Origin of the sequence: Alteribacter keqinensis (assembly GCF_003710255.1) — a bacterium.
GTDB lineage: Bacteria > Bacillota > Bacilli > Bacillales > Salisediminibacteriaceae > Alteribacter > Alteribacter keqinensis.
In genome coordinates, this window is sequence record NZ_RHIB01000002.1 from 245533 (window position 1) to 268828 (window position 23296).

Consider the following 23296-nt stretch of genomic DNA (forward strand, 5'->3'; position numbering starts at 1 on the left):
ACTCAAGTTTTAGTTATTCATCTTACGCCCGATTATTTTTAAAAGGTCACTAATTTTTCTAATTGGGAATGTCATCCTCCAAGTAATACTTTTTTCTATTGCCCTATTTTGTTTCTCTACAATCTTCAAATCAGACCTAACAAGTTCCATCTGTTTCTTAAGAAATTTAAATTGTTCAATCTGAGTCTTCAAGTCTGCCTTGACTTCGAACCCTACTTTGACTGGTCCATTCCACTTTTCCTGTATGATATCTCTGACATCAGCTCTTTCCGTGTCACTAATGAGAGCTTCATGAAAATTATTTACGGTGTCATCACAAGTACCCATGACTACAACTTCAATATTTCCATTGCTCAAGTTCTTTATATATCCACTATGCCTTCTTTCAAAAGCTTGCTTTCTTATTCCCCTGTGATAGGCTACATTTTGCACATCACCCATTAGTGTATATTTTGTAGCATATATTTTACCAACTGGGGCGGGAGAGACAGTAGTGACAGTAGCTGTTTTAGTAATTAAAGGCTCAAGTACATCTGATAAAGAGAAAAATACTTTCTTATAATCAGTAGAAGTGTTTATTGTTTCAGGAAAGTAGTAATCAATGATTGCACCAGGGACATCTCTCGCTTCCCCTTCTTCCGGAAATAAAATCGAGCCTATTTGTGCAGAAGGGTTTAATTCTAGTACGTAACCAATGCAATTATCGCCTTCTCCTTCAACAATAACATCAACTGCACCATGGTACAGGCCAGGTATGGATTTTATAGCCTCTACTCCTAATTTTTTTATAGAGTATGGTAGGTCATCTAAAGAATCGATAGGGTCCCCTCCAATTGATATATTGCTTTTATCCGTTAAAAATACCACTTCTCCTTGCTTAGGTACAGTAAATAAATCAAGGGATTTCTTTTGAAGAAAGCTCTTAATATCATCATTTATTTTTATGGGACAACTAATTAATCTAGGGTTCTTCTTTCTCTCTTGATTTTTTTCATAAATTAAATCCTTTATTGAATGTACTCCGTCACCTACAATATTAGCGGGGATACGTTTGATAGCTCCAACTACTTTGTCCTCTATAACGTAAAGTCTATAATCTGTACCTTCTACATGTTTTTCGACAAGTACATCTTCCGACTCATATTTTCCATTTAAGTAATTCATTGTCTTTGCTAATTCAATTTCATCTTTTATATCTGTAAAGACACCTTTACCAAAGCTCCCATTTACAGGCTTAATTACTAGAGGGTATCCTATACTTGCTGCATACTGAAGTATATGATCATAATTCTCCGTGCTTAATTTAAATTGTTTGCTTATCGGTGTACATACTCCGGCTTTAGTAAGTAGACTTTTAGTTTTTTCCTTATCTCCACCAATCCTCACAGCCTCATTTGTAACTTTATCTCCTCGTGTTCTAAAGAAATAGTGTGTTTTATCTTCAGAACTTAAACTGAATAGTTTGCCCGGACGATCTACAAACCAGGTATCCATTTCACTGAACTTTTCAGAATCCTTTGCATGCCACCTTAACGTAAGCCCTCTTCTCCAGCCTTCCAGCGCTATTGCATATGCGTCTAATTCAGGGCCCCTCGCATCAGATACAATTTCCTCTGTCAGGTGTGGAAGCCACGAGACTTGATTTTCAACCATTAAAATTGCCACCTACTATCTATTAATCTTGAATAATTTCTTGTATTGTATTAAGCTTACTGCAATCAGTCTATTTGACCTATCCATTTATGTCAATTTCTTTAGGAAATAGTCGAATTTCTTACCATTTAATAGATCATAAAACAAACGATTTTCAGCTCGCAACATAGCCTCTCCCAGGTTTTGATCTATTGCCTCATTAAATTCTTCATAATTCCCAGGTTTTGGAGTGAATTCTCCAAAAACCAAGCCATCGTTAGTAGCAAGAAAATCAATTCTTACAAAAGGTGAAGGAATTTTCTTGCTCAATTCAGAGGCCACTATTATGTCCTTTTCTCTAAAGCCTTTTCCAATAAATAATTCATGACTATATTTACCTGTCTCGATGCGTTTTCCATCAGGCAGCCACCAGCAATACTTCAGTTCCGGAGATCTTACTACTTCTAAAACGAGGGCAACTTCTCCATAAAACGTATAAAACTTAAGATCTCTTGCAGGGGTAGTATTTGATGCATCCTCTAAAATAAGTTCCTCCAAAACCCACCGGTCTTCTGAAACCCATTTTAATTTGAGGTCTTCTTCCATACTCTCACGAAGCTGCTCCTGGCTTCCGAGTGTGCGACCTCTTTTGATATCACGAATGCTGTCATTATTTAAGACTAGATAAACACCTCTAGAACCTGCCCCTTTAACAGGTTTAATTACCACCCCTGTTTTTTCGGGTAGGTGTAAACGATCGTAAGCTTTAGACACCCATGGTCTTTTCAATCCTAAGTGGTCTAAAAATTCAAAAGCTGTCACTTTATCGTCCAAAAAGCCTTCTGGTAGCAGATCTAGTTGCCTTTTTCTCGCCCTTACTGTTAATCCTTGACGAAAAGACGAAACGGAGGATAGTGAAAAGTCCCCGTTGTTCTCCCCATGGCGAACGATGTATTCAGGTGTTTCACAGCTATTCAGACCAGTAAGAATCTTCTGGTAAGCTACACTTTTATAGTCTGATAAATCTCTCCTGAACAGTCGTCCTGCATAGTGAAGGAGAGAAACAAACTCGTAATCCCTGCATTGTTTTAACCTACTTAACTCTTCAATATAATCAATGACTGAACCATCTTTTTTTGCTCTTTTAAGCTGGTCCTTGAGGTGGTCACGATCAAAGGGAGTTTGATCTGCTTTTAAGGACATTATTTGTACATTTTGTTTGTGAAGGATTTGTTTAGTTTCTTTTATTTCCTGAACAAGCTCTTCATTTTCCTTTTTTAAACAATCAAAAGCCTCATCTTTGCGGTTACGATTGAAAGGGGAGCCTAATTTATGCTTTAAGTATCTCAAAGGCTTTATCAATTTCCATAACCTGCTGTTTTCAATTTGAGCTTTTCTTTTATTTATCTGCTTTGATTGAACGTGTAGTGTTTGCAATTGTGATTCTTTTTCAAATAATTCCTCCACAAGCTCCGCTTCTCGTTCATTTTCCACATACAGGTCATCTTTTTTATTTTTCTGTGTTTCTTCCATCTGACCACCCCCCTTTATTCAGGTTTAAAAGAAATTCTTTTTAGATGCTTCGTGTATCCAAAGTGAAGATCGACGAATGTTTTTGCTTTTTCTACTTGTTTTTTGTAATAACGATCATCATTCATCAGCCGGTCAATCTCTTCTCTGACCCCTTCAGGACTTGAATAAATAGCCGCATCACCGAAGAGTTCTTTATACTGTGGCGGAATGATAACAGGGACTCCGGCAGCCATGGCTTCGAAGATGACTCTTCCGAATGCTTCCACCCAATCCGGATGTGTATAATAAACAAATACATCGAGATTTTTTAGAAAGTGCCTCGGATGAACGTGACCAAACTCCATTACACGCCAATTAGTCGGAAGTTCTCCCATCACCTTTTTTGGAGCATTGGCTCCCCCAAGTATAAAGACCTCATATGGATCTTCTTCCGGATAAACCTTCAAAATTTCTTCTTTGCTGGAAGGCCATTTTACATATTGATCACGGGAATGTCTGCCGATTTTTATCGTGTTTGAATGAGAGGGACGGGTTGTCCTTTGCCATTCCTCTACATCAATAATATTCACCCAATCCTCGTCTGATAGTGAGATCGACTTTAATTCTTTATGATGGTATTTGTACAGTGTTTCACGGACTAGTGGACCGATTGGATACCAAGTGGCCGGCTTGCGGAAATATTTCTCCAGGTTCTTTGCACACTTTTCAATTCGGTAAAGCGTCCCCCCACCTTTGCTATATTCTCTTTTAGGAGGCTGGTTCACAATTACCTTGATGGATTTCGCTTCAACATCAGGGAGATATCGTTGCCACTCCTCAAGAACAGGAGGATGGCGGATAATAAGAACATCGCAACTTACTTTCTCACCGTATACCAACATTTGCACTTGGTCACCGTCGATTAGTTCCCTAATAGCAGGATTTGTTTCTTTTCTGGAAGTAAAATCGTAACGATTCATTTGAATTAAACCTGTACGAAGACCTTCTCTTTTCTGAGCTTTAATCTCCTCAACATTGGACATGTTCGTCCCGCCCATTAAACGAAACTCAGATGCAATAACAACATCTAAATGACGCCTTCTCTCTCTTGTTTCTCTTTTCACTTTCATAGAATCAGGAACAGGGTAAGGACGTATATTTAAAGGAAAGTCATAGTAAAGTGACTTGCCGGATTGATGGTAGTTAGAATAACTGTGAAAATACTCCTTCCTTGCCCCCATAAAGTATCCGTGAAAGCCAAAAACATCATTTCCTGTAAGAGACCCTTCCGTTTGTCTTTGAAATGATAAAGGTCCTGTTTTTAAATCAACAACAGCATTATCGCCAAATATAAGCTTTAATCGACGCTTAAATTCACCATCTGCACCAAAGCGGACAGTATCCCAATACCCTAATTCTTTTAATACGGGTTCCCGTCGGAATAAAAGGGAAGACATGTTTGCAAAAATATAGTTTCCCGGCTTTCCACGCCGATAGAATACTAACTCTTCTGTTGTTCTCGCCTGTTCTGAAGTATTCGCTATAACTGAAGGGTTCTCGAGTAAATGAGAAAGCTGGATCGCTATCTTCTCAGGATGTGACCAATCATCTGCATCATTGATCGTAATAAAATCTCCTTTAGAATGATCTATAGCAAGATTTCTTGCTGCGTAAGCTCCCCCATTTTTTTTTGCTTCAACTAATTTAATCCTTCGATCTTTTGTGGAGTATGCTTTTACAATTGATTTCGTTTCATCTGTACTGCAATCATCCACCACAATAACTTCTATATTTCGCCAACTTTGCTTGAGTATGCTCTCTATGGAAGTGGAAATAACACCCTCTGCATTATAAGCAGGTATGATGACTGTAACAAGAGGGTCGCTACTTCCTTGTAAATTGACTCCGGAAACAGCACATGTTAAAGAATCATACAACGTTCTTCCCTTTTTATCCGTTTTGCTTATCTGCTTTAACCCGTAATTGGTAAGTGCATTGTTAATCCATTTCAAACGCTCTTCTTCGTTTGATGCCAAACTTGCCCTTGCAAGAAACAGATCCGGGTGATTATTCTTTACCATTATGCTTTCCAAAAGATCTATTCCTTCAGATGGTTTACCAATGAGATGTAAACACTCTGCTTCAACAATCCCTATCTTCTTCTGGAACTCCCGTCTAATCCCGTTTCTATTTATTTCATTAAGATAGTGAAGTGCTTTTTCCGCATCAGTAAAGTTTTGTTGATTTGCATGCCACAAGGCTAGTTCCCAAGCTGTTTCGTTTCTTAATATTTTGTTATCTGCTTTATTAAAAAGAGTATTTAATTCTTCTAAAGCTTTTAATGAAAATCCGGATTCATAGAGTTTGTATTTAATTTTTTTAATCTTTTGTTTAGCATTGTTCTTCTTCCAGGATGAACTAAACACTTGTTTGAAATTCTTTCTTCGAAGCATGAGTTGAACGGAAAGCTTCGCTATTCGTTTACATCCTTTTAAAGTCAACCAGGCCCTGCTTCGCTTAATAGCCTGATATTCAGATTCAAGGCTTCTCAACTCGTTCTTATTTAACCTATTTTCCCTTTCAAGAGTAGCAATCTCACTATTCAATTCTTCTAACCTGCATTGCCGGTCTTTATTCTTTTGTTCATTTTCATGCATGCTATTTGGCCGGCCGTGACCTGAACTTTCCATTTGAAATGCTCTCCAATCTAGAAGCATGTTTCTCGTATCCAAAGTGACGATTGACATATACAAAAGCTTTTTCCACTTGTTCGTTATACAACTGTGGCTTTTTCATAAGCTCATTTATCTTTTCTTGGACGTCATCGGGCTCTGCATAAATCGCAGCTTCTCCAAACAACTCTTTATACGAAGGTGGAATAATAACAGGGACCCCTGCAGCCATGGCTTCGAATATAACCCTTCCAAACGCCTCTACCCAATCAGGGTGTGTATAATAAACAAAAACATCAAGATCTGCTAAAAAATCTTTCGGGTGGATCTCGCCAAACTCTTTTACCTTCCAATTTAAAGGAATATTACCTAGTACTTTCTTCGGGGCGGAACAACCACCCAAAACATGAATTTCGTATTTATTAGAATCAGGATAGATTTTTAAAAGTTGGTCCTTATCATTTGGCCACTTTACGTATTGATCTCTCGAATGACGCCCTACCTTTATACTCGATGCTTGTCTTGGTAATGTTGACCTTCTCCATTCCGACACGTCAATAATATTAACCCAATCTTCTTCATCTACTTCGACTTGATTCAGCTCTTTTTCATGGTGGACTAATAAGGTATCTCTAATTTGCGGACCGATAGGAGCCCACACTCCGGCTGAACCGAAATATTCTTGCATGTGGCCAACACAGGCGTCAATTGTATAAAGAGTTTCTCCGTTGTCACTATAATCTCGCTTTGGTGGTTGATTTACAATGACGTGTGTATGCTTAGCTTCTATAGTAGGAATGTACTTTTGCCACTCCTGCAATATTGGGGGGTGACGTACAATCAAAACATCACAACTTACTTCTTCCCCATAGGAGACAACTTGGACTTTATCTCCGTCAATCCATTCACGAACTTTTGGGTTCATTGCATCCACTGAGTTTAAATCATAACGAGACAGTTGAACTAACCCTGTTCGAAGACCTTTCGCTTTTTGAGCCTTTATTTCTTCAATGTTTGACATGTTTGTTCCACCGAGCAACCTGAACTCCGATGCAATGATAACATCAAAGTGGCGCGCTCCCTCTTGCTTTTTTTCGCCTTTCGGCCACATCGGCTCCGGTGCTGGGAAGGGTCTGTTTTTTTGAGGAAACTCATAATAGAGTTTTTCTTTAGGTACCGTTTGATGATAAAAGGTATTTGCTTCGTCATACTCTTTCCTTACACCCATAAAATATCCAGGGAATCCAAAAGCAGAATGACCAGTTAAAGAGGAATCCGATTGCCTTTGGAAAGAAAGAAGAGAGGACTTTAATTCAACTATAGCCTTTTCTCCAAATAAAACTTTCAATCGTTTTAAAAACTCGGAATCACCCGCAAAGCGAACACAGTCCCAATAACCTAATGAACTCATTACTTCTTTTCTTCTAAACATAAGAGAAGACATGTTTTTGAAAATATAAATACCCGGCTTCCCTCTTCGATAAAACTTCAAATCCTCTGTAGCTCGTGCTTGTTGTGAAAAGTTACCTATTACTTGAGGATTTTTCATTAAATGCCGGGCCTGCACTTCAATTTTTTGTGGGTGAGACCAGTCGTCAGCATCATTAATCGTAACAAAGTCTCCCGATGCCTGTTTTAAAGCAAGGTTTCTGGAAACATAAGCTCCGTTATTGGCAGTTCCTTTTATCAATGTCACTCGTGGATCTTTTTCTACATATTCTTGAACGATTTCTACTGTATTGTCTGTGCTGTAGTCGTCCACCACTAAAACTTCAAGGTTTTCCCATGTTTGTGTTAAAAGGGATTCGATAGCCGTTTTTATACTTTCTCCAGCGTTGTATGCGGGCACAACAACAGTTACTCTTGGTTGTACAGAAGCAGTAATTTCAGCTTGTCCCGCTTTACTTCCGATTCGATCGTAAAGTGTCTTGCCTTTGCCTTCCTTTAAAAAGATCTCTGTATAGTCATGCTTCTCAAGAGCTTTATTAATCCAATCAATCCTTTTAGATGCATCGCCTTCCAAACTTGCAGCAGCGAGGTACAGATCAGGGTGTTTAGATAAAGACAAGGCTTGTTCAATCAACTGTTTAGCTTTACCACTTTCACCTAACAGGTTATAACTTTCCGCTTTAAGGATGGTAGCTCTTCTCAAATTACTTTTATCTCGGTCGCTTTTAATAGCAACATCTATAAACCTCAAGCATTTTTTAGCCCCTTCCACACTGTAGGTGTTAGCGTGCCAGGTTGCCAATTCCCAAGCAGCGAGCCTCGTTAAATAAGCATCTTCACCGGACTTTACAATGTCTTCAAGGTCTTTTAGCCCCTTTTTCGTAAATCCAAGGTTATAAAGACGATACTTCAAGCGCTCGATCTTCCTTACTTGATTTCTGTTTGTACCAGGCTTAATGATCCTCTTTAGCCTGTTCTTTTGTTCCTGAGTGAACAGGTTGGCAATTTGTTGTTTCTGCTTTGTGCTTAACACTTTGTATAACAACAAATCCACGCTATTTGTTATCCCTTTTTTAAACATACGAAGCATACGAACACCGCCAAATTTTAGTTTTCCTTTTTATCCTTCTGTTTCTTTTCCTGAACGGATTCCCTATACTGACTTACAATCTCTTCAGCATCTCCGTCTCCCCTAACCTTACCTCTTTCCATCCAAATGGCTCGGGTACAGACAGTCTCAACAAACTTCATGCTATGAGAGACAATAATGACCGCTTTTGCATTCTCCATCATTTCCTGAATCTTTTCACTTGCCTTTTGTTTAAATGCCGCGTCCCCTGTAGAAAGGGCTTCGTCTATAATGAAAATATCCGGTTGAAGAGTGGCGGCAATACTAAAACCCAGCCTTGCCCTCATACCGCTGGAGTACCCTTTTACCGGTTTATCAATCGACTTTGCCAACTCTGAAAACTCAATGATTTTAGGGCTGTCACTTTCTACCCTTTGCTTAGGTATACCAAGTAACATCCCGTTCAAATAAATATTATCTCTTCCCGTCAATTGATCATTAAATCCGGTCCCGTAGCCTAAAAGAGCGGACGTCTCACCATTAATTTTAATGGATCCTTCGTCAGGAGATAAAATGTTAGTAAGCACCTTACAAAGTGTGCTTTTACCAGCCCCGTTATGCCCTATAATTCCCACTACTTCCCCTTGTTTGATGTTAAAGTTAACATCTTTTAAAGCCCAATGCGTTTCTTTTTTATGTTTAAAGATAATGCTCACGTTCCTCGCATCAATAACGGTTCTATCTTTGAGGTGAGCCTCCGTTTTTTTAAGTTCGAGCTTTTTATTCACCCTTCTTTTCCGAGGAGGAATAGTCGCTTTATACTTTTTTAATATCTCCTTTGGTTCTCCTACATCTTTAATAGACCCCTTGTCCAACCATATAAGGCGATCACAATTCTTCCTAGCATAACGAAGGCTGTGAGTTACAAGGATAACCATCTTCGCTTTAGAAACTAGTTCTTTCATTTTTTCTGCTGCTCTCCGGCCAAATGCAGCGTCCCCTGTATTTAGTGCTTCATCAAGGATCAAGATTTCCGGTTCAAGAAAAGCAGCTACACTAAAGCCCAGCCTTGCTTTCATACCACTAGAATAAGTTTTCATGGGTCTGTCAATAAAATCTCCCAAACCTGAAAACTCATGAATGTCTTCAATTGATTGGGTTATCTTTTCCTTTTTAATACCAATCATCATGCCATTCAAATAGATATTTTCTCTGCCTGTCAGCTCTTTATTGAATCCCATACCCAGCGAGAACAAAGCGGATACTCTACCGTCCGCTCTCACTTTTCCTTCATCAGGTTTAAGAATGCCCGACAAGAGCTTACAGAGAGTCGTTTTACCGGCTCCATTTGAACCGATAATACCTAAAATCTCTCCTTTATAACCTTCGAAATTAATATTTTTAAGTGGCCATACCGTCTTGTTGGATGACTTCCCTTTATTTTTGTCTTTACTAAAGAAGTCAATCACATGGGATTTATAGTCATCTTTACGAAAACCGGAATTAAAGGAGACTCCGAGGTTTTCAGCTCGTAGGACAACTTCTTTACGTTCATCGGCGAGTCTATCAACCATATTGTTTTTTAAAGACATAACGTTCCCTCATTTTATAAAGCTTTAATAATCTTGTGTTCGTTTTTACTATAGTGGTAAACCAACGTGCAAATAACAAGAGTTGAGATAACAGCAATAATAAGTAATCCAATAAAATGCGGATTGGATTGATACATGATTATTGCTCTATAAGATTCAATAATTGTAGCAACGGGATTTAACTGAACGAACAAAGCATATTGTTCAGGCAACTCTCTTCCCATCCAAATTATAGGTGAAGCATAAAAGAAAACCCTTAAAATATGAGATAGGATATTATCAATGTCTCTAATAAAAACGCAGATATATGCCACAAACAAACTGAGAGCTAATAGAAACAGTAATTGAACAAGGATTATAAAGGGTAAATATATAATTTGCCACCCTGGAACTACACCGAACACCGCCAAAAATACCGCTACGACGACTAATCCAAAAACAAAGTTAAAGCCTTGTGTAAAAGTCATTGATAAGGGAAATATCGACTTTGGTAAGTACACTTGGTTAATAATAGATGAATATTTCATAATTGATTTAGCTGAGGTAGTGACTGTTGTATTCATCCACCTCCATACAACCAGACCGATTACTAAATATACAGCATACTGAGCCTTGTCATCCCCACCTCGCCCTAAAACAATAGCAATTAGGAAAAAGTAAACTAAAACATTTAGTAGTGGATCGAGAAGCCACCAAAAATACCCAAGATAGCTGTTGCGATTTTCAGCTTTCAATCCTGATTTAACAAGATAAACCAAAAGATCTTTTCGTTTAATTAATTCCGTTAAGTAATTTCTCATAACCTTACCCGTACACCGCCAATCCTATTGTTCAATACTACAAATACTCTCTAAATTTATAGAGCAGAGTATTTCCTCACTTTAAAATAAAGATAATTCAAGAAGTACCACATGCTTTTAACGAGATTCAACTTTTCAACTTCTCTGTAAACCTTCCAGTTTTGCTTTGCCATTTTAATTTTATTACTGGAAACAGAACCTTCCACTACTCTATATTTAGACAGCGGCTTTTGAAGGCCTCGGGCTTTAAAGCCACGCTTGCACAAGTCAAGCCACAATACATAGTCTTGCCTGGTACGGATATCTATCATTTCTACGCACCCGGTTTTTTCTCTGTCAATCATAACAGTCAGGCAACCAATCATGTTTTCTTTTAGCAAGTCTTTATATGAAACACACTCTGGCACCTCGGTTACTTCACCTGTCTCTTTACCAGTTTCATCAATGAAAATATAATCCGTAAAGGAAAATGCCGCACCTTTTTCTTTCATAAAATCCAATTGTTTCTCGAGTTTCTCGGGAAGCCATTGGTCATCACTGTCAAGGAAAGCCAAATATTGACCTTTGCTCATCTTTATTGCTTCATTCCTAGCTACAGCTGCCCCACTGTTAGTGGGAAGTTGGGTCGCTCGAATGCGACCATCCCGGTTAGCGAATTTTTCTATGATGCCCAGTGTTTGATCAGTTGAGCAATCATCTACAATAATCATTTCCCAATCTTGAAAACTCTGAGCCATGACAGATTCAATGGTCTGCCCAATAAATCGTTCAGCATTATAAGCGGGGGTAATGACCGATACAAGCGGCCCCTCTTTCGATTTATAACTAGTCATACTTTCTCCCTACTTGTTTTCACCTAATTTTTTATACCAGTTAATTAACTTACGCTCTTCAGCTATCCAGTTCAGCTCATTAAGTACAGCCTTTCTTCCATTCTCACCCATCGTTTTAGCTCTTCTGGGATTTTCACGCAAGAACCGGATCGCATTCCTTATTTCATTTTTGTTATAAGGATCTACAGTAATGCCACAATCATATTTATCAATAAAATCTTTCCATACTGGAAAGTTGGAACAAATGATAGGCAATCCTGAAGTCATGTATTCAAAGAATTTGGTCAGTTCCTTCTTTTTAAAATGCTCAGAAGGAGGGAATGTAGCCAGCCCTGCGAGCCAGTTATATTCCATATAGGCATTATCAATTTCATTTTTAGGTACATACTTCTCTACACCTTTAATGAAAATTCCCTCTCCTTTTGCATTCTGTGCCATTTTATGAAAAAGAGCTTTTGAGCATTGTCCATAAAAGTGAACGGTAACGCTAGGTTCAAAGCCAGGAACAGCAGCATGAATAAGAGCCCCTCGGTCTTCCCTTACGTTACCTGTATAAATAAGTTTGTCCTCTACCGGCTTTACTTCAGAAGAAAGGAGTTGCTCGTTTAGTAAAGGATAATTAAGAATGCACGTTCCTCGCGGATACTTTTCTTTATAGTATTTTTCCGCAAGGCACAGCTCCATTGAACGGGACAAAGCTTTCTCCACGCCTTTGTAAACCTTACTTAACAACCACCTTAGAGGTTTGTTAAGGTAATTCCGCTGAACAATCCCTGTTTCATAGTCTTCGTGAATATCATATATGACAATGTTATTTCTTTTCTTAAGCAACCAGCCAACCGGAAGTAATTCAGGGTCGTGAAAATGGTAATAGTCCGCTTTGAGGCTTTTAGCCATTTTATAAGCCTTAATTGGAGACACCAACATGCTTACAAACCGGTTAGTATGTTTTTTAAATGTTTTAACTGGCACAGAATTCTCATGAGTGAGGTCTTCTGAATAAGGGGCGATAAGAGTTACCTTGTACCCGGCGTCATGCAGGGACATACATTGCTTGTAGTAGATCCTCGGATCTAACGGATGATGAACAGTTGTTATATGAACAACTTTTTTTGTTTCCGTCATTTCTTGCACCTCTAATATATTTAGTCGATATTATTTTGAAAGGGTTTCTATAAAGACTTGTTCGTATGTCTTTACAATTTTACGAGCATCAAAATCTGCCGCTCGCGTCATACCTTTTTCCTTTATCTTCTTTAAATCTTGCTGGTCTTTTCTTAGTATTTTCACTATATGGGATGCCATCTCTTCAGCATCACCGACTTCGCATAAATAACCATACTTTCCTTTATCAAGTACCTCTTCCGGACCTGATTTACAATTGGTAGAAACAACAGGAGTAGCGCATGCCAATGCCTCTGCTATAACATGACTAAAGCCCTCATGTAACGATGACAACACAAACAGGTCAGATTTGTGAAAATATTGATACGGATTACTTTGAAAACCTATGAAGTGCACTTTATCCTTAATACCTAATTCTTTGGCCATTGCTTGCAAAGGCTTTTCCAACGGTCCTTCACCAAGGATAATCAACCTGCTTGGTATCGATTCAACAACGTTTGAAAATGCCCGTAATAATGTTATCTGGTCTTTTTGTTCAACAAGCCTGCCTGCAGTAATAAGGATTTTTTCCTCAGGATCATATAAAGCCTCGTGAGAATCAGGCATTTTACCCGTCTCTATTTTCTCGTTAATTGCGGGGATATCTATGGGATTATAAACTACTTTAATGTCACTGGCTTTAAGTTTATATTGATTTACAAGATTTTGTTTTACTCCTTCAGACAAGGATACAACCTGGTTTGCACACTTATACACGAATCCAAAGGCTACTAATTGAACCTTTGTTAAAAAATCACCGCTTAAATTATCTGCTTCTCTCACAATACATCTTGCTTTTGTAAAGGAAAGACGGGTCGCAAGGACTGCAATGGTATTCACTCTCGGTATTGTGCTGAATACAAGGTTGATTTTTTCTTTCCTTATTATATTTGCCAATTTAAATACAGATCTACTAAGCCTCTTGGTATCCAGTTTAATGAACTTTACATCACTCTTTAACTCACCTTCGTAAGATCCGTTAAAGTTTAAGGTCACAAGTACAGGTTCAAATTTAGTACGATCGAGGTTATTAATAATATTAAGCAAGGTTCTGGCAGCTCCACCAGCTCCCATTTGGTATATAAAGAACAAGATTTTTATTTTTTTCATCTTTTTACGACAGCCTCTCTATCTAACTATTAAGTATACAGTTCACTATGTTAACAATATCAAATTATAACATAGTCAAAGCACAAACTTTGACTGTTATTTACTAGCATTAGCAAAGCTATGACCCTGAAAATAAGAAAAGATCACCCTTAAGGATGACCTTCTTGAAATAAACATTAATAATGAACCAAACGAAAACGTAAGCCCATTACGTAAACCACCAAACTTATACATCTTTGTTGGGGAGGATACAATAAACCCAATACTCGGATGGCATAGTTGGACCTTTGAGCATAGTGATGGGACCACCCAAAGTATTGAATCCGACTCTGATACCCCCTCAATAATTGTTGAAATGAGAGAACCACATAAAGTAGATGCATCTACAGATATTTCTTTTGAATTTGAAACCTTACCAAAAAATTATCAAGTAAGAGAATGGGATACTGAACATAATGTTTTAGGATCAAATATCGAATTACACCTTTCAATTCACAAGGGAAAAAGATTTTTGAAATTCTTGCTAGTTGGGAACAAGGTACTGCAAGTTATGTTTTTTACTTGGATATTGAATTTTCAATATTTATATCCTCCGGGTGAAAATGCACCAATTCATTTCCATATGACTGAGTAGTCCTAGCTAATAATCCTGCAAACTTTTGTGGTTTGCTGTTATTCCGTATATAACCGACATACATAGGTAAACACCCTCTTTTCTAATGCAATCTTTAATTTAAGCCCTCTTTCAACAAATTTTGCAACTGAATTATTACATAACCACCCTGAAAAATTGTTTTCAAATATACAATATATTTAATTGTATTATGTAACTACTCATAGATGTAATAAATTCAGAAGAGTTAAGTGAAAAAAAGATAATAGTTTCTTAGGATATCGAAAGGTTTGGTTTATTTTCTACGTGCATCAACTTTGTGAAGACTGACAATAGTACCCGGCCTAGAAATCGAAAAAACAAAAAAACAAGATTTTCATATACGCCTACCGTTATTCCTCTTTGAACCAACTCAAAATGCTCTCGGCCCATAATTGATGTCCCTCTTCATTTGGATACCCATGTTCCGCTATGTACTGCATGAGCTCTTCGTCATTATATGAGGGCCAATCCTGCCAGTGGTTTATATAAGGAATGGATGCTTCCTTAGCGTACAACCGGATTTCGGCCATATGATCCTGCAAATTTGCTGCATTCGGAATTGGTTGAGAGGGCTGGAGAATAATATAACTGTGGGGATTTCGTTCTTTAATTTCACCTATTAAATTACGGAGGTGGATGATGGCTTCATCCGTTCCAACACGGTAAAGGTTATTCCCCATTAACGGTTCTATTAAATAAATGTCTCCTTCAAGTGAGGCAACTTCTTTATGATGGTCATTAATAATAAAGTTCAGGCTGTGCATATCTCCATAGGAAGAAACGTGAAAATTAAAAAGGTCACCATAATAGTCATTTAATTCAGAAGCAACTGTATCTGTCCAAGGTAAGATCCCCTCGTCATGATAGTCTGTAATTGCCCCTGAACCGACACTTACAAAGGATAGTTTTGTATTGCTGGCATGAGCAGTAATCAGCATTTTACCTAATTCCTTCGGGAGCGGCGTTACAAGGGATTCCATATCAAGTTGGTTCTCATCACTATTAACGTTATCCGTGCTTTCTGAGTGTGAATTATCTTCTTCAACATTTGCTTCTTCTGAAACCATAGCCTCGGAAGCCTCTACCGAGATGTTCTGTAATTTCTTATCGTAATGGAGCTTGCCGAATAGAACTGTACCTATTGATAAAAGTATAATAAATGCAAAAACGGCTTTCTTCATAAATGTGACTCCTTTAGCTGCTTAATAATGTTTATTATACATCTAAAGTCTGTAGTGATCAGCAGTTTTTTCCAAATTATGAAAAATTGTGTTGAATCTATAAACGCTATGTCTATTCAAATAAAATTAATCAAACGTTTAATTAAGTTAATATTTTTCATTGCTTCATTGATGATCCAATACTTTTCCTGACTCTTTTTTACACTCATTTCTTGTTCTTCTAAAATACTAGATACTCTTTCCATCACATCGACAGCAGACTTGGAGTTATTCTTTAATTCTTTTGTGAATTTTGTCGACTGTTCAGCTAATTTTCTAATCATCTGCCACGACGAATAACCCGTACCAAAATCATCTGAAAATATGCCAACACCCATTTCGCTTTATTCATGAATTTTATTAAAAGCATCGGCTCTATTTTCCATTCATTTGAATCACTGAAATGTTAACGGAAATAAAGAACTATTCTCCCAAGTCCATTCCCCCATTTCTAGTAATATATTTATTTCCTGCACTCACTGATATTTGATTCTTCTTATTAAATATGAGAATATGCTCTTTGACTTCGTTTTGCAGGTTTTTTTAAACGTACCCATATTAGTCTGCAAATTAACTTTCTCAAGTAGTGCAATAAATTCATCCCCACAAAGTTGACGATCAGTGAATAGAAGGTTATTATCTTCGGATACGTCAAACGACATCACCAATCGTCATGGTTGGGGATGAAAGCAATCCGAGCTTCTTAGTCAACGTATTCTCTGCGAATTATCCGGCATCCACATTAAACATTTGTGCTATGGAATGGGTAAAGTGCTGTCACCTTTGGCGCAGTAACTCTATCAAACTTTATTGGAGGAGGAATTTAATAATGGATACAGCATTAAATGATAAAAAACAAAATAAAGCATCTAAGAAAGAATCTAGATTGACCCTGAGCGAATGGATGTTGAAAACGATCAAATTACATAAAAAAAGGACAATGAAAGATGCCACCATCGGCATTACGGTTATGGTGATTCTATTTGTAATCGGCATGGTGTAGGAAAATGATAAAAAGAAACCGTATCATTATCATCAGCAGCTTAATTGTCACCCTATTCATATTTCTGGTCCTGTTTTTGCAGAATACTGATGAGATAAACCACCGTCAGTCAGAAGACTTTTCATTAAATGATACAAAAACGGATAAAGAAGATGGCTCATATGGTGTGACATCGGATAGTGAAATTGCGACGGAAGTAGGAATGAAGGTGTTGGAACAGGGCGGCAATGCCGTTGATGCGGCCGTTGCCGTAAGTTATGCACTGGGCGTTGCAGAGCCGCATGGATCAGGGATTGGCGGGGGAGGAACGATGCTTATCCACCCTCAAAAAGGCAGCGATCATTCCCCTGTCGTTTACGATTACAGAGAGACAGCACCCAGCTCAAAAAGCGTTCCTGAAAGCGGAACAGGAGTGCCCGGCTTTGTGGCAGGGATGAATCGTGTCCATGATGACTTCGGCACAATGAAAATGGAACAGCTTATTGAACCATCGATTTATTTTGCTAAAAACGGTATCGTTGTCTCCGAAACGATGCACCAGCATTTAGAGGAAGCAAAAAACCGTATGCCGAATCTGGGCCATATGTATCCAGATGGTGATCCGATTGAAGCAGGCGAAATTTTGATACAGAAGCAGCTTGCGGATACTTTAACGAGGATACAGCAGGATGGTCCAAGTGCGTTCTATTCAGGAGACATTTCTGAATCAATCAATGAGAAAGAATCAAAAATTGACAAGGATGACCTGGAGTCTTATAAAGTAGAAGTCAAAAAGCCTATCGAAGGGGAGTTTGGTGACTATGATGTTTTAGCGCCGCCCCCTCCATCCGGCGGAATTATGCTTCTTCAAAATCTAAAAATGGCTGAAATGCTGAAAGCTAAGGAGACGAAGGAGAAGCCGTTGGACTTTACGATGCTTATGGGGATGATCAACAGAGCCAGCTACAAGGATCGCTTAGAGAATGTAGGTGACCCTGAATTTAATAAGGTGCCTGTGAAAAAGATGCTTTCTGAGGATAATCTGAGAAATCTTACTTCGGACATTGGTGATGGTACGAAGCTCTCGGATGAATACCTGGCAGAGCTTGATTCAGATGCAGACCTTGAAGACCATGAGAATACCACACATTTCGTTGTAGTCGATCATGATGGCATGATGGTATCCGTGACAAACACTTTGAGTAAGTCCTTTGGATCGGGGATATATGTGGACGGATTTTTTCTCAACAACCAACTGAAAAACTTCAGTAACAATGAAAACTCACCGAATAGTCCTGAACCCGGAAAACGACCGTTCAGCTATACAACACCGACGATTCTAGCTAAAAATGGCAAACCGGTAATAGGCATAGGGGCTTCTGGAGGCCGGCGCATTACCTCAATGGTCACCCAGGAACTTGTGAAGATGATTAAATTCAATGAACCAGTGCAAGAATCGGTCGAACAACCGCGGTCATTCCTCGAGTTTAATGAGAATGCCCTTCATGTAGAAAGCGATTATGTCTTTTTAGAAGACCCGGAAAAACGCGGCATCAACATCAACAATACCGACAGCACAACCAATTTTGGAAATGTCCAAGGATTAGTCATTGATCACGAAAACAATAAAATCTATGGAGCCAGCGACCCGAGAAGGAATGGGAGTTGGGATTCTAAAGATTAAAAGAGGGCGGGACAAAAGTGTTTTAGTTGAATGAAAACCCGAACGAACAATATGCGGTGCAATAAAACCGCTCCTGAAATATACTCCGCTTTCCGCGGCAAGCTGGTGAGCCTCCGTGTGCTATCCTGCTTCTTCCTCTGCCAGCTAACCTAAGAAGCTGTATGCGTCGAAGCAACTCGCAGCATTTTCATGAAGCAGACGCTCGTCACTGGGGTCTCACCTTTGCTTTTCAGAAGGCACTGAAAAAGTTCGATTTTTAACTTTTCCAGTGCCTTCTAAGCAATGAGCGTAAAGGTTGCCATTTTTTAAAGCCTGGTATGAGTGGGTTTCTCGTATCAGGCGCGCAACCGCTGAAGCCATTGCTACTCAATTAAAAGCCACCGAAAAAGTTGTTTTGTACTTTTTCAGTGGCTTCCTTTCCTCCCGCAGGAGTCTGCGTATATTTCATCCGCTACACAAGCGCATTGTTCGGATTTTGAGATAAACACATTCTTTATGTCCCAGCCTTTTTTGTTTGGAAAGAGGGAGGAACAGCAAAAAAACACCCACACATCTGTGTGGGCTATCTTTCTATTAACCTTACTTTTATTTCTTCTACGAGTGTTTCTGTAGTGGCACTTTCCTGGTTTCCAAGCTCCAAAAGTTCCGACAACAGGTCTTTGAGATCGTCTTGTGAGAGCATGAGATTGTCCGAATTCACTATGTAATACACCTCTTTACAAATTATGGATTAAGTACTATTGTAATGGATATTTTTCTGGCCGTAAAGATGATATACCCATTTTTTTCAATATTCACACCGAGAATTAGTAGTCCAATAGTAGTGAAAGTCCATAAAAAAAGCCAGGTTAACTGAAATAACAGTCAACTAAGCTCCTTTATCATCATTGTAATCCCAAAGAATTCTCCATTCCCCATCTTCCTCTGTTACATAAACATACTGCACAAACTCAAAGTAGCCGTATTTTCCATGATACTTTTTTGTTGCTATGAGGTGGTAGACATCCAGTATCTCCGCTTCCTCATGCTTTTTCCAATCATCCACTTTTTTCGGCTTAGTTAGTGTAAAACGAAAGGAATCAGCTCCAAAATGATTGATAAAAACATGAGAGCGATCCTGAATGTAATTCTCCCTTGAAAAGTGGTTGTGCATGCTGGAATGCAGCAACTCCCAGGAAGATGAGAATTTCCCTTCCTGTTCGAGTGTGTAAAAAAGTTCGACTGCTTTTTCCGCCTGTCTGCCATCAGACGATAGCAGAGTGAACAGAAGGATAATGCCTGCAATAAGTACAAAAGATGCAAGCAAAAATGATATGACCGGTGAGCGTCTCCTGCGCATGCTGATAACTCCCTCCAAATATCGTTACAGCATGTTTATTCCGGCTTATCCCACAATAGACATGTGAACCTTCAAACACAGGGCCAGACCCTCTGTGAATTAGGGTATACGGTGCCAGGCACAAAAAAGTGCCAGGCACTGTGTGAACTTGCGCACGCAGTGCCTGGCACCATAAGAGGATCAACCTGTATTCACGAGTCCTGCAGCTACACCGGAAATGGTAAGCAGCACTTCTGTTAACAGTTCATCGGACTGTTCGTCTGATTCGCGCATTTTGCGAATGAGATCCACCTGGAGGAAGCTGAGTGGATCAACGTACGGATTACGGCGGTGCACGGAGCCCTGGATATTCGGCGTGTGATCGAGAAGCTCGCTGTCCCCTGAGATTTCAAGGAGAACGCTCCGGGTACGGTTGTACTCTTCTTCGATGTCACCGAAAATCCGCTCGGCCACGGCCGGATCTTCTACGAGATCAACATACTCTTTCGCAGTCTGCATATCGGCCTTCATCAGGGCCATCTGCAGGTTGTTTACCGTTGCCTGGAAGAACGGCCAAGCTTCGTACATTTCCTGAAGCATCTTCACGTTTTCCTCCGATTGTTCAGCGAATGCTGCAAGGCCTGTTCCTGCGGCATACCATGCTGGCAGCATGTGGCGGCACTGGGTCCAGGCAAACACCCACGGGATCGCCCGTAAGTCCTCAAACTTCTCACTGTTTTTACGGCTCGTCGGACGGGAGCCGATGTTTAACTCCTTAATTTCTTCAAGTGGTGTAGCCTGTTTGAAGTACTTAAGGAAGTCTTCGTCACCGAATACGAGCTGCTGGTATTTAGCCAGTGATTTCTCTGACACTTCTTCCATGGCGTCTTCCCACTCTTTTTTAACCGGATCAACGTCTTTGGTGGCCTTGGCGGAAGCTTCAAGCAGCGCCGATGCCGCCTGCTCCAGGTTACGGAACGCAATGTCCCCGAGCATGTAACGGGAAGACAGAACTTCACCCTGCTCCGTAATTTTAACCCCGTCCCCAAGTGTTTGCGCCGGCTGGGATAAAATACTGCGGTTCAGCGGGCCGCCGCCACGTCCGAGAGATCCTCCGCGTCCGTGGAAGAACTTCAGGCGGATGTCGTACTTGCCCGCCATATCGTGAATTTCCTGCTGGGCTTTAAACAGCTTCCAGTTGGCTGTAATCGTTCCGCCGTCCTTACTGCCATCAGAATAGCCGAGCATGATCTCCTGATGGTTGCCCCGCTCGTTAATATGGTTTCGGTACACATCCATGCTGAACAGCGTCTCCATAATTTCAGGTCCTGCAATAAGATCGTTTACCGTCTCAAGCAGCGGCGCAACGTTCAGGCCGCTTTCCACCCGGCCGTCAGGGTGAAGACGGTAAATCCCTGCTTCTTTTGCGAGCACCAGCACTTCAAGGAGGTCACTGGAAGACTGGGTCATACTTACAAGATACACTTCAATTGAACGAGGTCCGAAGGTATCATGGGCTTTTTTGATCAGCTGAAAGACGCTGAAAATTTCCTGCGTTTCTTTTGAGTAATCTTCATTTAAGAGCATCAGTGGACGAGGGTCTTTTAATACCCGCTCCAGTGTTGCTATCTTCTCTTTTTCAGAAAGCTGACTGTAATCGTCGGTGATTCCGACCATCTTCAGAATTTCCGTGATGGCTGTTTCGTGTTCACCGCTGTGATTTCGAATGTCCAATGTAGCAAGGTGGAAGCCAAACAGCTCAACCTGACGGATAAGCTTATCCAGCTTTTTCAGCTTCTGTCCCGGCTGGGTATGCTCAAGAATACTGCGCTTAATCATTTGCAGATCCTCAAGAAGCTCTTCTGCTTCGTTGTAGCCCGCTTTTGATTTATCCACGTGACGAAGGCGTTTGAGCATGATCGCAAACTTACGGCGGTAGTACTCGGGCTCTATCTTCCAGGCTTCCCCTTTGCGTAAGAACGTTCGCTCCCCTTCCTGCACACTTTTCTTCAGTTCTTCACTGACTGGAACATATTTGTCTGACTGGCTGAAACGGCGCATCAGTTCGACCATCGCCTCGTCATATTTTTTAACTGCCAGTTCACGCTGTAATTTCAAGGCTTCCCACGTGACATCAGGTGTTACATACGGATTTCCGTCACGGTCTCCGCCAATCCAGGAGCCAAACGTGAGGAAATTCGGCACTTTCCACTGATGGTCAGGGAAGTAATCGTCAAGCTGGTCTTCAAGCTCCTGGTGAATCGCCGGAAGGACGCTGAAGAGGGTCTGGTCAAAATAATAAAGACCGTTTTTCACCTCATCAATTACGCTCGGCTTCACCTGACGAAGCTCGTCCGTCTGCCAGAGAGCTGTGACTTCGTTTGTGAGACTTTCTTCAAGCTTGCGCCGCTCTTTCGTTGTAAGGAGCGGATTGTCGAATTTTTGAATAATCGTTGAGATCCGCTTCTGAATCTCCAGCACCGTCCGCTTTGTCGCTTCAGTCGGGTGCGCAGTCATGATGAGCTCAATGGACAGGTCATTCAGAACCTGCTGAATAACATCGTCCGGATAGTCCGCTTCTTTTATTGCTGCAACTGCACTTTCAATCGAAAACGGCTGAAGAATGCTGTCGTCAAGCTGATACTGACGGGAACGCCGGATACGGTGGTTGTGCTCAGCAATGTTGATCAGGTGAAAATATGTAGAGAATGCCCGGATCACATGCTGCCTCGTAGGTGACTCCAAGGATGCAATTTGATCTTTTAATCTATTCAACGCTTCTTCGCTGTAGTCTTTACGCAGTTCTTTTGCTGCTTCACGAATCGTTTCTACTTTATCAAACAGCTCTGTGCCGCCGTGCTGTTTCAGGACGTCGCCTAAAATATTGCCCAGCTTTTTTACATCATTTCGCAAAAGGGTACTGTTGTCTGTTGTCTGTTGCATAAAAATCATCTCCTTTTGTAATAGCGTAGGATCACTTTTCGTCAACAGGGACACTTTGCGTCCCTATCGAGGAAAAAGAATACTGCTCACGTATTTTTACTATCTTATCAAAAACAAATACATAACGCTAATTTTCTGATTTTTCTCCACATATAGCCCTATTGCTTGTTATTAACGATAACCCATATGTTTCTTAGGCTGGATATTCGTGACTATTCTACTTAAAATGACAAAAGCGTTTTCATTCTCTTTCATTATCTATATAATAGAAAAAGAGAAAATGGTTATTTGGGGTGGTTATGATGTTCTTCAGGAAATTGAAAGAAAAGAAAACACTGGATTTTTCTCACATAGAGTGTCCAAACTGTGAAAATACAAAGAGTGTTGATAAATGGAATACCATTGCTAAAGATACATACGGTCCTGACAGTCCTGACGTGCGGGTAGCCTCTTTAGACAAAAAGATTTCTTTCCCTTTTCAATGCCCTGATTGTTACATGGCATTTTCGGCGCATCAGCTGAAATTCACCAAAAAAGATATGCCTTCGACTAATTCAAACAGTAAAGCCGAAGTAAGCGAGGCATAGTTTTACATTTTAATATGAATGACCCGCATAGTAAAAATAACACTCTTTAGATAAAAATCTACAGGGTGTTTTTG

The 23296-nt window shown here is 39.9% G+C and carries 16 protein-coding genes; 2 read left to right on the top strand and 14 right to left on the bottom strand.

Annotated elements, in window-relative coordinates:
* Positions 1-9 precede the first annotated feature (9 nt).
* The 11 genes from EBO34_RS12760 to EBO34_RS12810 all read right to left on the bottom strand — a co-directional run bounded on the left by EBO34_RS12760 (position 10) and on the right by EBO34_RS12810 (position 16046).
* Positions 10-1653, bottom strand: a complete 1644-nt coding sequence (locus EBO34_RS12760) for an acylphosphatase (RefSeq protein WP_122899138.1) — start codon at positions 1651-1653, stop codon at positions 10-12.
* Positions 1654-1740: 87 nt separating this feature from the next.
* Positions 1741-3165: an ATP-grasp fold amidoligase family protein gene (locus EBO34_RS12765; protein ID WP_122899140.1), complete on the bottom strand. Its 1425-nt coding sequence runs from the start codon at positions 3163-3165 to the stop codon at positions 1741-1743.
* 14 nt (positions 3166-3179) lie between these two features.
* Complete coding sequence (locus EBO34_RS12770; RefSeq protein WP_183163861.1) at positions 3180-5834, bottom strand: glycosyltransferase; 2655 nt, start codon at positions 5832-5834, stop codon at positions 3180-3182.
* Entirely contained in the window at positions 5803-8355 is a 2553-nt protein-coding gene (locus tag EBO34_RS12775) for a glycosyltransferase (protein ID WP_122899142.1), read from the bottom strand. The genes EBO34_RS12770 and EBO34_RS12775 overlap by 32 nt, the downstream gene beginning before the upstream one ends.
* Positions 8356-8372: 17 nt before the next feature.
* Complete coding sequence (locus EBO34_RS12780) at positions 8373-9926, bottom strand: ABC transporter ATP-binding protein (RefSeq protein ID WP_249414087.1); 1554 nt, start codon at positions 9924-9926, stop codon at positions 8373-8375.
* Between the two features lie 14 nt (positions 9927-9940).
* Complete coding sequence (locus tag EBO34_RS12785) at positions 9941-10726, bottom strand: ABC transporter permease (RefSeq protein WP_122899144.1); 786 nt, start codon at positions 10724-10726, stop codon at positions 9941-9943.
* A gap of 56 nt (positions 10727-10782) precedes the next feature.
* Positions 10783-11559, bottom strand: a complete 777-nt coding sequence (locus tag EBO34_RS12790) for a glycosyltransferase family 2 protein (protein ID WP_122899146.1) — start codon at positions 11557-11559, stop codon at positions 10783-10785.
* Positions 11560-11568: 9 nt separating this feature from the next.
* On the bottom strand, positions 11569-12684 hold the full coding sequence (locus EBO34_RS12795; protein ID WP_122899149.1) for a glycosyltransferase: 1116 nt from the start codon (positions 12682-12684) through the stop codon (positions 11569-11571).
* Positions 12685-12714: 30 nt separating this feature from the next.
* Positions 12715-13833 (bottom strand): glycosyltransferase, encoded by a 1119-nt coding sequence (locus EBO34_RS12800; protein ID WP_122899151.1) that lies wholly within the window; start codon positions 13831-13833, stop codon positions 12715-12717.
* Positions 13834-14838: 1005 nt separating this feature from the next.
* Positions 14839-15669, bottom strand: coding sequence for an SGNH/GDSL hydrolase family protein (locus EBO34_RS12805; RefSeq protein ID WP_122899153.1), 831 nt, complete (start codon positions 15667-15669; stop codon positions 14839-14841).
* A 116-nt stretch (positions 15670-15785) separates the two neighbouring features.
* Positions 15786-16046, bottom strand: coding sequence for a hypothetical protein (locus tag EBO34_RS12810; protein ID WP_122899155.1), 261 nt, complete (start codon positions 16044-16046; stop codon positions 15786-15788).
* A gap of 491 nt (positions 16047-16537) precedes the next feature.
* Between EBO34_RS12810 and EBO34_RS20725 the strand changes: the two genes are divergently transcribed.
* Entirely contained in the window at positions 16538-16711 is a 174-nt protein-coding gene (locus EBO34_RS20725; RefSeq protein ID WP_183163862.1) for a hypothetical protein, read from the top strand.
* A gap of 4 nt (positions 16712-16715) precedes the next feature.
* Positions 16716-18374: a gamma-glutamyltransferase gene (gene ggt, locus EBO34_RS12815; protein WP_122899157.1), complete on the top strand. Its 1659-nt coding sequence runs from the start codon at positions 16716-16718 to the stop codon at positions 18372-18374.
* Between the two features lie 562 nt (positions 18375-18936).
* Here the strand turns inward: ggt and EBO34_RS20730 are convergent.
* From EBO34_RS20730 to ppc, 3 genes are all read right to left on the bottom strand, one after another.
* On the bottom strand, positions 18937-19074 hold the full coding sequence (locus EBO34_RS20730; RefSeq protein ID WP_183163863.1) for a hypothetical protein: 138 nt from the start codon (positions 19072-19074) through the stop codon (positions 18937-18939).
* A 168-nt stretch (positions 19075-19242) separates the two neighbouring features.
* On the bottom strand, positions 19243-19713 hold the full coding sequence (locus EBO34_RS12820) for a hypothetical protein (protein ID WP_122899159.1): 471 nt from the start codon (positions 19711-19713) through the stop codon (positions 19243-19245).
* A 180-nt stretch (positions 19714-19893) separates the two neighbouring features.
* Positions 19894-22635: a phosphoenolpyruvate carboxylase gene (gene ppc / locus EBO34_RS12825; protein WP_122899161.1), complete on the bottom strand. Its 2742-nt coding sequence runs from the start codon at positions 22633-22635 to the stop codon at positions 19894-19896.
* Between the last annotated feature and the right edge of the window lie 661 nt (positions 22636-23296).

Coding starts and splice junctions, on each gene's coding strand:
- EBO34_RS12760 (WP_122899138.1), bottom strand. CDS start 1,653: ATGGTTGAAAATCAAGTCTCGTGGCTTCCACACCTGACAGAGGAAATT.
- EBO34_RS12765 (WP_122899140.1), bottom strand. CDS start 3,165: ATGGAAGAAACACAGAAAAATAAAAAAGATGACCTGTATGTGGAAAAT.
- EBO34_RS12770 (WP_183163861.1), bottom strand. CDS start 5,834: ATGGAAAGTTCAGGTCACGGCCGGCCAAATAGCATGCATGAAAATGAA.
- EBO34_RS12775 (WP_122899142.1), bottom strand. CDS start 8,355: ATGCTTCGTATGTTTAAAAAAGGGATAACAAATAGCGTGGATTTGTTG.
- EBO34_RS12780 (WP_249414087.1), bottom strand. CDS start 9,926: ATGTCTTTAAAAAACAATATGGTTGATAGACTCGCCGATGAACGTAAA.
- EBO34_RS12785 (WP_122899144.1), bottom strand. CDS start 10,726: ATGAGAAATTACTTAACGGAATTAATTAAACGAAAAGATCTTTTGGTT.
- EBO34_RS12790 (WP_122899146.1), bottom strand. CDS start 11,559: ATGACTAGTTATAAATCGAAAGAGGGGCCGCTTGTATCGGTCATTACC.
- EBO34_RS12795 (WP_122899149.1), bottom strand. CDS start 12,684: ATGACGGAAACAAAAAAAGTTGTTCATATAACAACTGTTCATCATCCG.
- EBO34_RS12800 (WP_122899151.1), bottom strand. CDS start 13,833: ATGAAAAAAATAAAAATCTTGTTCTTTATATACCAAATGGGAGCTGGT.
- EBO34_RS12805 (WP_122899153.1), bottom strand. CDS start 15,669: ATGAAGAAAGCCGTTTTTGCATTTATTATACTTTTATCAATAGGTACA.
- EBO34_RS12810 (WP_122899155.1), bottom strand. CDS start 16,046: ATGGGTGTTGGCATATTTTCAGATGATTTTGGTACGGGTTATTCGTCG.
- EBO34_RS20725 (WP_183163862.1), top strand. CDS start 16,538: ATGGATACAGCATTAAATGATAAAAAACAAAATAAAGCATCTAAGAAA.
- ggt (WP_122899157.1), top strand. CDS start 16,716: ATGATAAAAAGAAACCGTATCATTATCATCAGCAGCTTAATTGTCACC.
- EBO34_RS12820 (WP_122899159.1), bottom strand. CDS start 19,713: ATGCGCAGGAGACGCTCACCGGTCATATCATTTTTGCTTGCATCTTTT.
- ppc (WP_122899161.1), bottom strand. CDS start 22,635: ATGCAACAGACAACAGACAACAGTACCCTTTTGCGAAATGATGTAAAA.